The 13791-nt window shown below is 51.4% G+C and carries 9 protein-coding genes; 2 read left to right on the top strand and 7 right to left on the bottom strand.

What is annotated here, in order from left to right; genetic code table 11:
• Positions 1-40 precede the first annotated feature (40 nt).
• Together AACH44_RS09110 and AACH44_RS09105 are read left to right on the top strand one after the other, a co-directional pair.
• Positions 41-1123 carry a porin gene (locus tag AACH44_RS09110; RefSeq protein ID WP_338659576.1) on the top strand — a complete coding sequence of 361 codons (1083 nt, stop codon included), beginning with the start codon at positions 41-43 and terminating at the stop codon, positions 1121-1123.
• A 314-nt stretch (positions 1124-1437) separates the two neighbouring features.
• On the top strand, positions 1438-2628 hold the full coding sequence (locus tag AACH44_RS09105; protein ID WP_261849677.1) for an amino acid aminotransferase: 1191 nt from the start codon (positions 1438-1440) through the stop codon (positions 2626-2628).
• A gap of 197 nt (positions 2629-2825) precedes the next feature.
• Here AACH44_RS09105 and AACH44_RS09100 read toward each other — a convergent pair whose 3' ends face one another.
• From AACH44_RS09100 to cmoM, 7 genes are all read right to left on the bottom strand, one after another.
• Positions 2826-3473, bottom strand: coding sequence for an MBL fold metallo-hydrolase (locus AACH44_RS09100; RefSeq protein WP_261849676.1), 648 nt, complete (start codon positions 3471-3473; stop codon positions 2826-2828).
• Positions 3474-3553: 80 nt separating this feature from the next.
• The gene (locus AACH44_RS09095; RefSeq protein WP_261849675.1) at positions 3554-4102 is read right to left on the bottom strand and encodes a YcbK family protein; all 549 of its coding nucleotides are present in this window, start codon (positions 4100-4102) and stop codon (positions 3554-3556) included.
• 178 nt (positions 4103-4280) lie between these two features.
• The gene (gene ldtD / locus AACH44_RS09090; RefSeq protein WP_338659575.1) at positions 4281-6023 is read right to left on the bottom strand and encodes a L,D-transpeptidase; all 1743 of its coding nucleotides are present in this window, start codon (positions 6021-6023) and stop codon (positions 4281-4283) included.
• Between the two features lie 399 nt (positions 6024-6422).
• Complete coding sequence (mukB, locus tag AACH44_RS09085) at positions 6423-10853, bottom strand: chromosome partition protein MukB (RefSeq protein ID WP_338659574.1); 4431 nt, start codon at positions 10851-10853, stop codon at positions 6423-6425.
• A gap of 53 nt (positions 10854-10906) precedes the next feature.
• Positions 10907-11629, bottom strand: coding sequence for a chromosome partition protein MukE (gene mukE / locus AACH44_RS09080; protein ID WP_338659573.1), 723 nt, complete (start codon positions 11627-11629; stop codon positions 10907-10909).
• Positions 11610-12935: a chromosome partition protein MukF gene (mukF, locus tag AACH44_RS09075; protein ID WP_261849671.1), complete on the bottom strand. Its 1326-nt coding sequence runs from the start codon at positions 12933-12935 to the stop codon at positions 11610-11612. The genes mukE and mukF overlap by 20 nt, the downstream gene beginning before the upstream one ends.
• Complete coding sequence (cmoM, locus tag AACH44_RS09070; protein ID WP_261849670.1) at positions 12932-13717, bottom strand: tRNA uridine 5-oxyacetic acid(34) methyltransferase CmoM; 786 nt, start codon at positions 13715-13717, stop codon at positions 12932-12934. Before cmoM ends, mukF begins: the two co-directional genes overlap by 4 nt.
• Positions 13718-13791: the final 74 nt, after the last annotated feature.

The following is a 13791-nucleotide window of genomic DNA, read 5'->3' as shown; positions in this document are numbered from 1 at the left end:
GGCAGTGGCAGGTGTCTAAATAACACCAATGAGGGTAATAATGATGAAACGCAACATTCTTGCAGTAGTAATCCCAGCTCTGTTAGTCGCAGGCGCTGCCAACGCAGCAGAAATCTATAATAAAGATGCGAACAAGCTGGATCTGACTGGTCGTGTGCATGCAGGTTATGCGTTCCAAAACCAGAGTGCAGAAAACGAAGACAATACTACCGCTCGCCTGGGCTTTAAAGGCCAAACGCAGATCACTAGCGACCTGACAGGTTACGGTACTTTCGAATACCAGTTCGGTGCTAACAATACAGAAAGTAAAAATAATGATGAAGGCAAAACCCGTAAGGCATTTGCTGGACTGAAATTTGCTGATTTCGGCTCTTTTGACTATGGCCGTAATAGTGGCGTCGCTTACAACGCTCTGGCCTATACTGACGTACTGCCAGAAAACGGCGGCGACAGCAGCGTTACTGATACTCTGACTGGTCGTATCGGTAACGCCGCAACGTTCAACACTTCCAATCTCTTTGGTCTGGTTGACGGTTTAGGTTTCGGTCTGCAATATCTCGCTAAAGACGAGAACGACGGTGACGCTAAAATTTCACGTCTGGATCGTCAACATGGTGATGCGTGGGCGACATCTCTGTCCTATGATACCGATTTCGGCGTAGGTGTGGTTGCCTCTTACGGTGCGTATGACCGTACTAAAGACCAGCAAAATGCTGCTGGCGCTAAAGGTGATCGTGCTGACGTATGGTCAACAGGTCTGAAATATGACGCAAACAACATCTATGTTGCAGCAGTTTACGGCGAAAGTCGTAATTTCTTCTTGACCAGCAGCTCAGATGGCAGAATTGCTGATGAGAGCAAAATCTTTGAAGTGGTTGCACAGTACAACTTCGATTTCGGTTTAACGCCTACCATTGCTTACGTATCTCGTAAAGACAAAATTAATAACGTTGCTAACGACTACGCTGTTAAATATGCAAGCGTTGGTGCAACTTACGCATTCAACAAAAACTTCTCTACCTATGTTGAGTACGACATCAGCCTGCTGGATAAAGACAAGACTAAGACATTTAATCAAGAAAACAGCGACCGTGTAGACGTCGGTGTAATCTATCAGTTCTAAGTTGTCGCAGCATAACGTAACGAGTTAATCGTTCGTATTGCATGAAAAGGCAGAGCTTCGGCTCTGTCTTTTTTATTGTGTTTTAGATAACGCCCTACGAGCCGTCGCCAGCGACATTGAAAAACGTTCCCGCATTTTTTGTTTATGTTTTGCACCACGCTGCGCCAATTATTCTCACCTAACCAGTCTTTTATTTCGTCTCTCTCCTTCTCCCTGTTATTTCCCTTTCTTTTTGACATCAACGGTTGGCAAAGCCTTTTACTGACGGTACTCTGAGAATTCTTATTTCATCTCAGTTATGGAACATTCTGGCAATGTTTGAAAATATCTCTGCCGCACCGGCCGATCCTATTCTCGGGCTGACCGATCTTTTCCGCGCCGATGACCGCGCGAATAAAATCAATCTGGGTATTGGTGTCTATAAAGATGAAACCGGTAAAACTCCGGTTCTGACCAGCGTGAAAAAAGCAGAACACTATCTGCTGGAAAATGAAACCACCAAAAACTATCTGGGCATCGACGGTCTGCCAGCATTTGGTCAGTGCACGCAGGAACTGTTGTTTGGCAAGCAGAATGCCATCATTGCCGACAAACGGGCTCGTACAGCACAAACGCCTGGCGGAACGGGTGCGTTACGCGTAGCTGCTGATTTCATTGCCAACCAGACGTCAGCAAAACGTATTTGGATCAGCAACCCAACCTGGCCAAATCACAATAATGTGTTCTCTGCCGTCGGTTTAGAAATTTGCCAATATGATTACTACGATGCCGCAAACCATGCGCTGGATTTTGATGGCCTGCTGAACAGCCTGAATGCCGCACAGGCAGGCGACGTGGTACTGTTCCACGGCTGTTGCCATAACCCGACCGGTATCGATCCTACCGCCGAGCAGTGGGCTAAACTAGCAGAGCTGTCGGTAGCGAAAGGTTGGCTACCGCTGTTTGACTTCGCCTATCAGGGCTTTGCCCGTGGGCTCGAAGAAGATGCGGAAGGTCTGCGCCTCTTTGCCGCACTTCACGATGAACTGATCGTATGCAGCTCGTACTCTAAAAACTTCGGTTTGTACAATGAGCGTGTCGGTGCCTGTACGCTGGTGGCCGCTGATGCTGCAACGGCAGATAAAGCATTCAGCCAGGTGAAAGCCGCTATTCGCGCAAACTACTCTAACCCACCGTCACACGGCGCAACCGTTGTTGCTACCATCTTGGGTAACGATGCACTGAAGGCCATTTGGGAGCAGGAACTGACGGCGATGCGTGAGCGCATTCAACGTATGCGTCAGTTGTTCGTCAATACCTTGCAGGAAAAAGGTGCGCAGCAGGATTTCTCCTTCATTATCAACCAGAATGGGATGTTCTCATTCAGCGGCTTGACCAAGGAACAGGTTCTGCGTCTGCGCGACGAATTCGGCGTTTATGCGGTGAACTCTGGCCGTGTCAACGTTGCTGGGATGACGCCAGAAAACATGGCGCCGCTCTGCGAAGCGATTGTTGCCGTACTCTGATCGTTCTGCGATCAAAAAAGCCGACACCCAGTGTCTAATGCCGATCGTTTAAGAAACGAGATACTGGGGGCTACCACGGTGCGAGGTATCCCTGCGGGAACCTCATCCCCGTGTTTCCCCCTAAATCCACGCTTAAGTGAATAGCATTAACACCCTGTGTCGGCTTTTTTATTTCTGCTTTTCAAGCCAATAAAACACTACCAAATTGCGGCATCTTCACGCAGGAAAGGATTGGTTTTACGTTCATGTCCTAAGGTTGACATCGGACCATGGCCCGGAATAAATGTCACATCGTCCCCCAGCGGCAGTAGTTTATTTTTGATGGACGCAATCAACGCCTGATGATCGCCTTGAGGGAAATCGGTGCGCCCTACGCCACCATTGAAAATTACATCGCCTACCTGTGCCAGACGCGATTCGGCATCAAAGAATACAATGTGACCCGGTGTGTGACCCGGACAGTGGAAAACCGCCAGCGTCGTTTCGCCCACGCTAACCTCATCACCTTCCTTTAGCCAGCGTGATGGCGTCAGTGGCGCGCACTCTTCCAGACCAAACATCCGGCTCTGTGCAGGTAACCCGTCCAGCCAAAAAGCATCTTCACTTTGCGGGCCAATAATTGCTACTTGATAGTGTTCGGCCAGTTCCGCTGCTGCACCGACGTGATCTAAATGTCCATGCGTCAACAGAATTTGTTTAACCGTAATCCCCGCATCAACGACGGCTTGTTTGATTTTTTCTGCGTCACCACCGGGATCGACAATCGCCGCTTCATTGGTTTTTTCACACCATAATAATGTGCAGTTCTGGCTAAATGCCGTCACAGGGACAATTTGATATTTCATATCACTCCATGTTGAATAACTAAACGGCTCGCTATATTGCTGCGAGCCGTATCAGAAAAGTGTCGCACTGCTATAGCCGATTACCAGGTGCGGACCGGACCAGTATCGATGTGAACGAAATCACTGCGCGGGTAGTAGCCCACCCCACCGGCACGCATTTTGGTGGCAGCTTTGCGAATATTGGCCAATTGAACACCTTGAATATGGAAATCCATTGCCTGCCCTTTCGTGTGGTAACTCTGCTTTGCCACACCCCGGCTATGCGCACGTAATTCGTTATTGGTATCTACTGCGCGATAACCAGAAATCAGTTGCACGGGCTTGTTGGTGCCCAGCATGACCTGTAAACGATAGAGCTGATCGAAAAGTTGCGGATCAATCGTTTTGATTTTATTAGCGCGGTAATCGCGGAAAAAATGATTTAGGCGGGAGAGTTCTGATTTGTTATACCGTTTGCCATCAAAGAATTCCGTTTTCAGCCGTTCTCCAGTATTCAGGTTATCCAGCGTCAAAATTCGTGGCCGAGGCGTAGATAACGTTGCAAATGCCTGACCGGGAAGCAGTGCGATGCCCAAGGCAGCACCACCCAGTGCAAGCCACTTACGACGATGATTGTCAATGTGATCCATAGAACGAGTATCCTGGCTAAAAGAACGGTATAAAAGCGGTACAAAACGCACCGCCTTGAACCTTAACTGCCAGAGAAAAGTGAGTCAACCCGCTTTGCTTACGGGTTTGCGGGAGATCGCATCGTTCTCCCGCAAAACAATAAAAAGCCAGTACCGCTAATACCCGTGTTTTCAATACTTACTGAAGCAACAGCCCAGCGCTGGACAGCACTTTCGTCCCCGCTCGGGCGATATCATCATAATTGTAAATATCTGTTCGGAACTGCGGTTTACCATCTTCCGCGACCCACGCGGTCAGGTAATAGAGATTAACAGGAATCCGATGTTTCATTGAAACAAAGGTGGTATTTCCCTGATCTAGCGTGGAAGAAATGCGGGTATTATTCCAGCCAGCATCCTGTAGCAGCATGTTAGCCAGTTCTGATGCCTTATTGACCCGCACGCAGCCGGAACTCAGCGCCCGGATATCACGCTGGAACAGGTTATGATTCGGTGTGTCGTGCAGATAAATCGCTTCTGAATTCGGCATATTAAACTTATAACGCCCCAGCGAATTGTTTGCCCCAGGTGCCTGACGCAGGCGATAGGGGAAGCGCTCTGCCGACACGCCCTGCCAATCGATCATTGAGGGGTCAATGGCTTCTGCATCCTGACTCCAGCCGGACAGCACCGTATAGCCGTGACGCTGTAAATAACCGGGATCGCGCACCACTTTAGGAATAATATCCTGTCGGGTTAGCGTCGTAGGGACATTCCACGGCGGGTTGACCACGACATTATACAGCGAACTGCTCATTAGCGGCGTCTTACGTTTCGGTTGCCCAACAATGACGCGCGACGATAAACGTTCGGCACCATCCTGATAATAGATGAGTGAGTAATTGGGAATGTTCACCATGATACCGGTATGAACATTATCCGGTAACAAGCGCAGACGCTGGATATTCAACGCCAGCAACGTTGCTCGCATTTGCGGAGAGGCATTGAGCCAATCACGCGTGCGCTTACCAATCACACCATCATCTTCCAGCCCTTGCCACTGCTGGAAGCGTTTAACCGCCTCAACCAATTCTCCCGTGTAACGATCGTCTGCGTTGGTCGCGCCATCGACAACAGCGGTTTGTGCGGTTAGCGACGTGGTTGTTGCAGCGACATTTTCATTAAAAAGCGTGATGCTCTCCGTTGACGATAACATGCCAGTACGTTGCAAGATCTCACGCAGCACGGTCAATTCACGGCTCTGCTGTTCCGGGCGCAGAGATTCCGCCAGATTCAGGTTCGGCCAGGGACGCGTGTCCGTCAGCATTATCTTCAATGCTTCATGCATTTTGGCGTATTGCGAATGCGGCGGTGCCAGCGACACCACATAGGCCGCACTGGTGCCGGACTCCACGGCCTGTTGCCATTGAGAAATGCTATTCAGCGCAGGTGATTGCAGACGATAAGGCACGCTGCTGTACAACCAGTCATTGCCGTTACGCTCCACGCCAGAAACGAACTGCAAATAGCCCAGCATCGCATCCGATAACACGACATCACGCGCAAATCCGGTTAGTTGAGGGTCAGCCAGCCAGGTCACCCACGTGGTGAACTGCGGCTGTACACCCGCTATCGCCAATTCAGCAAGCTGCTGCTGAAACTGTTGAACAGCGCGGTTATCTGCCCACATCGGTTGCATTCTATTTTTGGCATAAAGTGATGATAAATCAGAGAGATAATGCACCGCCATACCGTGTGGCAGCGCAGCCAAAAGCCCTGCCCGACTCTTCTCGACAGAAACCACACCCGCGCTTTGTGATAATCCAGGCAACACCGTCGGAGACGCTGACAACACCGAAAACGAAGGAGACAGGCTTCCGACCCAAATACAACCCACGCGCAACATTAGCCTGACCATTTTTCGCTTATGTAACAACAACATCCATTTATCCCCTGTACTCATTAATCACTATGCTTTCACGACAATCCACGTTGAACATGGAAATAACAAACCGAATTCGCTCGCACACGGTCACACTAGCGTAAACTCATTCTTTCACTTTCCTCGTATAGAAAACGATAAAGAATGAAATAGGATCGTTTTTATATAGCGCCATTATTACCGCATGCCACTTTACAACATACGCCCGTAAATCCCTCTACGGCCTGCAATCGTTTTATCGTCAGTATATAAAGAGAAAAATATTTTTGCTTCTTCTTCTGGGTATTATCTTCGTATTTGATGAACCCATTCGTCGTCAGCCTTCTCTTTAAGTAAAAATAAAGCCGCTTAAAAAAGCGGCTTTATCATTATAGAAGAAAATAACAGCAGAACTCATAGCTACAAAGCTTGCTCTGGCGCTTCCGTTCCGAACCCACGCAGCCCAACCACATGGACGTGCTCATTGTTCTGGTAAACTTTACGCACCAGCTTATAGGTAGTTCCCTTTTCGGGGCTGATATTTTCCGGTGCCGCGATAACTAACTGCATTTCCAGGCGGTCGCAGAGCTCGAATAGCGTCGCGATCGACTTGGCATCCAGACGCGCCGCTTCATCGAGGAAGAGTAAACGGCACGGAATAATATCTTTGCCACGCAGGCGCTTAGACTCTTCTTCCCAGCTCTGTACCACCATGACCAGAATCGACATCCCAGTACCAATCGCTTCCCCGGTCGATAGCGCCCCGCTCTCCGCCCGCAGCCAACCATCCGCACCACGGTTAACCTCAACTTCCATTTCAAGGTAGTTTCGGTAATCCAGTAGCTCTTCACCGATCGTCTGCGGCGTGCGTTGCCCCATATCAATTTCAGGATTAAGCCGTTGATACAATTTCGCCAGCGCTTCCGAGAAGGTCAGACGATTACTGTTAAACAGATCCTGATGCATTTCCTGCTGTTCGGACAGCACATTGAGTAACGTGGTATGCGTTTCGCGCACATTGACGTTCAAGCGAACGCTCTTCACCTGACCAAACGCAACCGCTTGTAGCCCCTGGTTCAGCATCCGAATACGGTTCTGCTCACGCTGGATCGTCTTACGAATGATGTTTGCCACGCTACGAGAGCTGATAGCCAGCATTTGCTCACGCGCCGTCAGCTCTTCAGTCAATCGGTTAAGCTCGATTTCCATCTGCTCAATGGCCTCTACCGGATCATCGGTGCGGATAATATCCTGACGGATACGCTCACGCAGATGCTGGTAAACGGCAATATAGAACTGAATTTTGCGCTCGGGTCGCTTCGGATCTTCGGAAAGCCGCAGTACATCGCGCAGATGTTCGTTATCCGCCACCGCCAGACGCAGTGCACCCAACGCCTTATCCGACATGGAACGCAGCTCATCGCCTTCCATGTACGCCAGTTCACGGCGGTGCAGACGGCGCTCGACGCCGTTGTCTTTCACCAAACGCATGACTGCACACCAGCCCGCTTTCGCGGTGACAACTTGCTCACGCATCTGGTGATAATCACGCTCCAGCTTGCGCAGTTTCTTCTGCAAACTGTCCATTTCCGCTTCACAGAACGTAATCTGTTTTTCCAACTGATTACGCCGCGAACGGTTGGTGCTTAATGCGGCATGTAGCTCATCACGACGCTGGCGGGCGCGCGCTTCAGCATCGGCATCCGCACGCACACCGATATCCTGAAGTTCCTGCGTCAGTTCCTTCAGCATGTCCTGTTTGGCGTCATAAGAGCTTTTTAGCGAGGCCTGAACCTGACTGTACTGCGTCAGTTGTGCCTGATGCTGGCGTAGCTGTTCGCGTGCTTTTGCACGTTCAGCCTCCGCCTGTTCCAGCCGCTGGCGCAGTTTGTCATTCAGACCCGCATTTTCACCCAACATGCCAGCCGAATCAGCATAGCTAAAGTGCGCGCGACGCTGCACAACCTCAGTCAGCGCAAATGCCTGCTGTTTTGCCTGCCGCTGTGCGTTCTGCGCCTGAGCATAATCTTCCTGCAATTGTTCATGCTGCTGCGGGTCGCTTTGCAAGACAGAAACCAGAGGCTCCAGCTTAACCAGCGTTGCCCCGTGCTGTTGGATAAAACGGGCAGATTCTTCGGTTTCATCCAACTCCGCCCGGATCTCTTCCACGCGATCCTGCAACGTTTCATCGCACAACAGGCTAATACGCGGAATCAGTTTATTCAGTTGTGCGCTGGCTTCTTTCGCCTGATCGTATTGCTGGCGCTGCTGCTGGTTTTCGCCATCAAAGTTGGCCATCGCACGATCCAGCTCGCCACGACGGGAACTAAGTGTACGAATTTCTGCTTCGGGATCGTCATCAAAAACGACAGCCAGATGCGTACCGATGAATCGACTGAAAGACTGGTGCAAGCGTTGCGTTTTCTGCACGTCAAATGACAGCGTCGCGTACTGCTCTGCCAACGCTTCGCGCTCATCACGTAGACCTTCCAGCCGCATTTCCCGCGCGGCGCGACCAAACAGCGGCACTTCTGGGAAACGAGAATAACGCCACTGGCGCTCCGCGATTTTCACCACGACAGCACGTTCCAGTTCTTCAACCGCAAACACGCTGTCATCAAATGACTGCGGATCACCTTCGATCAGATACAGATCCTCTGGGCAATCTTCCAGACCGGCAAGCTGCTCGCGGATCAGCGAAAGATCGGGCACCACAATCGCATGGCGGGACGGGCCATAAAGCGCCGAGAAATACGGGGCATCATCCAGCGTGACATCATCATATATTTCAGACAACAGCACGCCGCCAAAACGTTCCGCCAGCGCGTTCAAACGCGGGTCTTCGGAACCACCGGGTTGGCTTAGTCGCTCAACCTGCGCCTCGATTTGACGTTTGCGAGCGGCGATGTCATCGCGCTCAACCGAGGTTTCACGCTCGCGCTCCAGCAGTTGCTGCATGAATTCCGTCACCTGACGGCTATCTTCAAACGTTTCACCGCTCTGCTCGCTCAGTTGCGTCAGCATTTCCTGTGCGGCCAGCCAGACTGGCGCACGCACCGTCAGTTTCTGAATGCGCTGTTGGGTCTGCTCAAGTTCCTGACGCAGCGCCATACGGCGCTCACCCGCTTCCGCCACCAGCGCTGACAGGGTTTCGATCCGCGCATCAAGTTCTTGCTGGAGCGACTCCAGTTCTTCTGGCTGATAATCCTGACCGTTGCGCTTGCTGAAATCCTGCAATAACCGCTCAGCATCCTGTTGTTCACGCAGGCGCTGTTCCAGTTCAGACAAACGCATCCGTAGCGGCTGTACTCGCTCCGCCTGATAACGCAGTGAAGCGCTGTCGCGCAGCAAATCGCGCGCAACCTGCCAGGCTTCGTTGCGATTGACCGCTCCGGCAATTTTACTCACTAACTGGTAGGCTTGTTCGAACTGACCGTGCGCCGCATCGGCCACGCTGAGCTTCTGTTCCAGCATCAGCAGAATCTCTGTTGCTTCCTGCTCTTTCGCCTGATAGCTGTCCAGCCACTCATCCGCATTCTCTGCCGTTAAATCCGGCAACTGGCACAGCGTGCGGGCGCGTTCAAGCGCTTGTTGCGCCTGCTGGTACTGAATGGCGCGCGTTTGCTGCACGTCCAACGCCTGCTGGTAATCGGCAAGCTGGCTTTTCAGTTCATCCACTTCCAACTCGGCAGCATCGGCACGTTCTTCGTTTTCCGCCTGCTGCTCCCGCGCCTCTTCCACCACCTCATTCTGTTCTTCGAGGCGGTAGCTCAACTCTTCCAGATCGGCGTTATAACGCTCGATTTTTTCCTGCTGGCGCATGGCAGTTTGCACCAGATTTAGGTGATCGCTGGCTGCCTGATAATCCGTTTCCAGATCGCCTTCAGCCCCACTCTGCTCCGCCAGTTCTCGCGCCATTTCCACATGGCGATATTGCTCGCTCGACAGTTGCTTACGACTGGAGAACAGGTCACGACGCAGTTCTAACGCACCATCCAGATGAATACGACGTTCATTGGCGTGTCGCATGTAGTCAGCAGCAACATAGGACGTCGCTTCAGAGATCAGATGCTTGAACAGATCGCGGTCGGATTGGGTAACGCGAATCGCTTCCAGCGTCATGCGGTTTTCACGCAGCGCCGCTTCCATATCCTGAAACGCTTTACGTACACCGCTGTTTTCTGGTAGCAGGTAATCACGCAGCGAGCGCGTAATCGCACTGGAAATACCGCCATATAGCGAGGCTTCAATCAGGCGATAAAACTTGCTGCGATCGGAGGCTGAACGCAAGCGCCTAGGCACCACGCCCAAATCAAACATCAGCGAATGATAATCGGTGATGGAGTTAAACTGCTTGAACTGAACGCCTTCCATCTCCTCGACGCGATCCTTCAGTTCCTGCAACGACAGTACGCGAGCCTGACGATCGCCGACTACCTGCGTCAGAATTTGCGTCGGCTGTATCGCCGTCGGTAACCCCTGAATGGTGAAAGGTTTGATATCGACTTTACGGTCGCGTCCTGCAACCTGCTGGAGGCGAACTCCAACCAGCACGCGCTGATGACGCGAGTTAACGACATCCAGCGTGGAGTAGCAGACGCCTGCACGCAATTTACCGTGCAGACCTTTATCGCGTGAGCCACTGGTGGCACCGGCTTCAGTCGTATTTCTGAAGTGCAGTAACGTCAGGTCAGGGATCAACGCCGTAATAAAAGCAGCCATCGTGGTGGATTTCCCCGCGCCGTTACCACCAGATAGCGTGGTAACCAGTTCATCCAAATCGAAGGTGCGGGCGAAAAAGCCGTTCCAATTGACCAGCGTTAGTGAGCGAAATTTACCGCGTTCAATCATTCCTGTTCATCCTCAACACGTAAAGCTTGCCCCAGTAGGAATGGGATACGCTCTTATTCATCCTCGCCCGTTTCTGGCGCGGTATCATCGGTGCGATCGTTATCGTCGCTGTCATCTTTCAGCGACAAATTACCTTCAATAGGCATCGCTTCACCATCGCGAATCATGCGTAGCTGTGCTTCACGGGCATCATCGCCGCTGCGCACATCAGTCCCAAAGCGGAATACCGATTCGGTAATTCTGAATTTGCTGCTGTCATTGCCCATAAAGTAGATCATCCCTAACCGACGTAAGCGGTTAAGTGAGGTTCTAACTTTTTCCTGCAACTTTTGGCGATCCAGATCGGAACCGGTGGAACGCTGGTTAACCAACTTCAGCAGTTTGCTTTCATCCGCCAGACTCAGCAACTCTTCATAGAGCTCCTGCTGGCTGAAAATGCCTTCGTGCGCCAAACGCTCCGGGCTCAGATAGAGATAGCAGAGAATTTTCCCTACCATCATATCCAGCTCAGATAGCACCGAACGCGGGATCAGCGTGGTAGAGCGCGGACGCAGATAGAAGAACCCTTCCGGCGCGCGGATCAATTCCACGTTGTAACGGCTGTAGAACTCCTCCAGCACCTCCTGAAAATCCATCAAAAATACGTGGTTTTCCAGTTCTTCAATACCAATATGGCGCCCAGCGCGCAATTGGCTGTCCAGCGCGGGAAAAAGGTTATTCGACAGCGCGCTTGCCAGCTTTACTGGCATAAATTGTTCAATATTTATCGATGACATGGGCCTGCACCTTGGCTCCGTAATCATTGATTGCCTGCCACAGTGCTGGCAATCCGGAGAAATCTGTTTCGGCTACGCCCAGACGTACAGCCTGGTCGACCACGATTCGAGCAACATCAAAATGCCGCGAGCGAGGATACTGCGTGAGGTATTCACGCATCACTTCACTCAAATCCAGCGGAATCTGTTGCGCTTTATATTTATGCAGCGCCTGCTCAACCAGCGCGATCAGTTGCTCGCGCATTTCACTAAACTCTTCGTACTCCAGCTCCGGCGGCAGCTCACCGGTCACTTCTTCACTACGCAATGTCAGCTCTTCGTCACGCATATCCAGCAACCGATCGGCGTTGGCGAACGTCAGCGCCCAAGGGTTGTCGAAATAGTTCTGCACTGACTGGCGTAATCGCTGGGCAAAGACGCGGTTTTTATCCATATCAATCGCAGTACGGATAAACTTATGTACGTGGCGGTCGTAACCAATCCACAAATCTATCGTCTGCTGCCCCCAGCTCACAATGCGATCGAGTTTGTTTTGCAGGTCAAACACCAGTTTATCGACAAACTCCAGGTTATGCGGGTTATTCATAATCGCATCCTGAATGCTCAACAGGCTCGTCTGCAATTTGTCGCCTGCGGCTTCGAGCGTGTCCTGCAATTCACGCAGCGTCGATGACGTTTCAGTCAGCAGGTGTTCACAGCTACCGATCGCGGCTCGCCAGTCCTGGTTTAGCAGCGCCGCAATATCATCTTTAACGCCCTGCTGCTGTTCATCCATCACGCGTTGCGACAAATCAATACTGTCAAAAATTTCAGCAACGGAATATTTCAGCGGTGCAAATACGTTGCGGTGCCAGTGAAACTCATCGCCGTCTTCTTCCGCCGCATCGGCCGCACGACTGAGCTCCTGCGCCACGATAGAAAGCTGCATAGAAAGCCGTAGCGTTGAGAACTCACGCTGGCGGATGTAATAATCGGTAATGCCGATCCCCAGCGGCGTCAGCCGATAAATCGCATTCCCTTCCGCCTGTTCGCTGGTAAAACGGTTAAGCAACCGCTGACGCACCAGATCGTTAATTGCGTTATTGGCGCGAACAGTAATGGTTTCGTTCGTCTGATCAAATCCCTGACTCACATGGCGGAAGGCATCAATCAGCTCGCCTTCACTCATTTCACCATCCATACGCTCGCCATTAAGCGTGGCGATCGCCATCAAAAACGCCAGGCGTTCGGTGGGGAGGGAAATGGAGAAATCGTTTTTTCGTGCCCAGGCGACCAGTTCGGGTACAGTCTGGGAAAAATCACTCATAATGCATCCTTCAAATGGGGTTTATGCGCCATGACATGGATATAACGGCCCAAACTTACAAAAGGCTCTTGCCGACAATACCGCTGTTCAATCTCCAGAATGTCGTCAAATTTTTCAACTTGCTGCTGTTTACTTTTCAAGTAGTCATGAAACACACGCACGCCAGTTTTCCCGCTAATGGTCAGCCCCATCTCATCAAGCCAGCCGTACACGTCTTGCGGGTTCAGCGGGTGATCTGGCGAGAGCGAGCGCCGTTTGCCCTTAGGCATACCGGCCTGAACATAATCAAAGTTACCCACCACCATGTTACGCATCAGCAACCCATGATGGTTATAGAACATCAGGGACAATGCGCCACCCGGCGACAGGCAATCGTACAATATTTTCAGTGCCTGCTGTGGTTGTGCGACCCATTCCAGCACCGCATGGAACAATATCAGATCAGCGGGGCCGTCCATATATTGCGCGACATCCTGTGCGGCACACTGCACAAAACGCATATTATGGGTGACGCCCTGCGCCGCTGCCGCATTTTTGGCGCGCTGAATCATCTCATCGGAAACATCGCACAACAATACCTGATGTCCTAAAGCCGCAAGACGGCAGGCTATCTGCCCTTCACCCCCTCCCGCATCAAGGATGCGTAAAGGCCGTGCCGGAAGCTGGGCTAAAAGACCGTCAAGATCTTGCCACAATACCGCCAGCCGAAGTCTCCCCTTCGTTGTGCCATAGATATTCTGAGCAAATTTTTCCGCGATATCGTTAAAATTGCGATCCTGCATCAGTCATTGTTCCGCATCATATAAACGGGATAGCTCACGCAACTCGTATCTGCGCGAGGCGATTTTTCCTGCCT

The organism is Pectobacterium araliae (assembly GCF_037076465.1).
In the GTDB taxonomy this organism is placed as follows: Bacteria; Pseudomonadota; Gammaproteobacteria; order Enterobacterales; family Enterobacteriaceae; genus Pectobacterium; species Pectobacterium araliae.
Note: the sequence above shows the minus strand (reverse complement) of the source record. Positions and strands in the feature narration are given on the sequence as shown.

Excerpts from the sequence above, each read along its gene's own strand:
- cmoM (WP_261849670.1), bottom strand. The coding sequence starts at position 13,717 with ATGCAGGATCGCAATTTTAACGATATCGCGGAAAAATTTGCTCAGAAT.
- AACH44_RS09105 (WP_261849677.1), top strand. The coding sequence starts at position 1,438 with ATGTTTGAAAATATCTCTGCCGCACCGGCCGATCCTATTCTCGGGCTG.
- AACH44_RS09110 (WP_338659576.1), top strand. The coding sequence starts at position 41 with ATGATGAAACGCAACATTCTTGCAGTAGTAATCCCAGCTCTGTTAGTC.
- mukB (WP_338659574.1), bottom strand. The coding sequence starts at position 10,853 with ATGATTGAACGCGGTAAATTTCGCTCACTAACGCTGGTCAATTGGAAC.
- ldtD (WP_338659575.1), bottom strand. The coding sequence starts at position 6,023 with ATGTTGTTGTTACATAAGCGAAAAATGGTCAGGCTAATGTTGCGCGTG.
- mukF (WP_261849671.1), bottom strand. The coding sequence starts at position 12,935 with ATGAGTGATTTTTCCCAGACTGTACCCGAACTGGTCGCCTGGGCACGA.
- mukE (WP_338659573.1), bottom strand. The coding sequence starts at position 11,629 with ATGTCATCGATAAATATTGAACAATTTATGCCAGTAAAGCTGGCAAGC.
- AACH44_RS09095 (WP_261849675.1), bottom strand. The coding sequence starts at position 4,102 with ATGGATCACATTGACAATCATCGTCGTAAGTGGCTTGCACTGGGTGGT.
- AACH44_RS09100 (WP_261849676.1), bottom strand. The coding sequence starts at position 3,473 with ATGAAATATCAAATTGTCCCTGTGACGGCATTTAGCCAGAACTGCACA.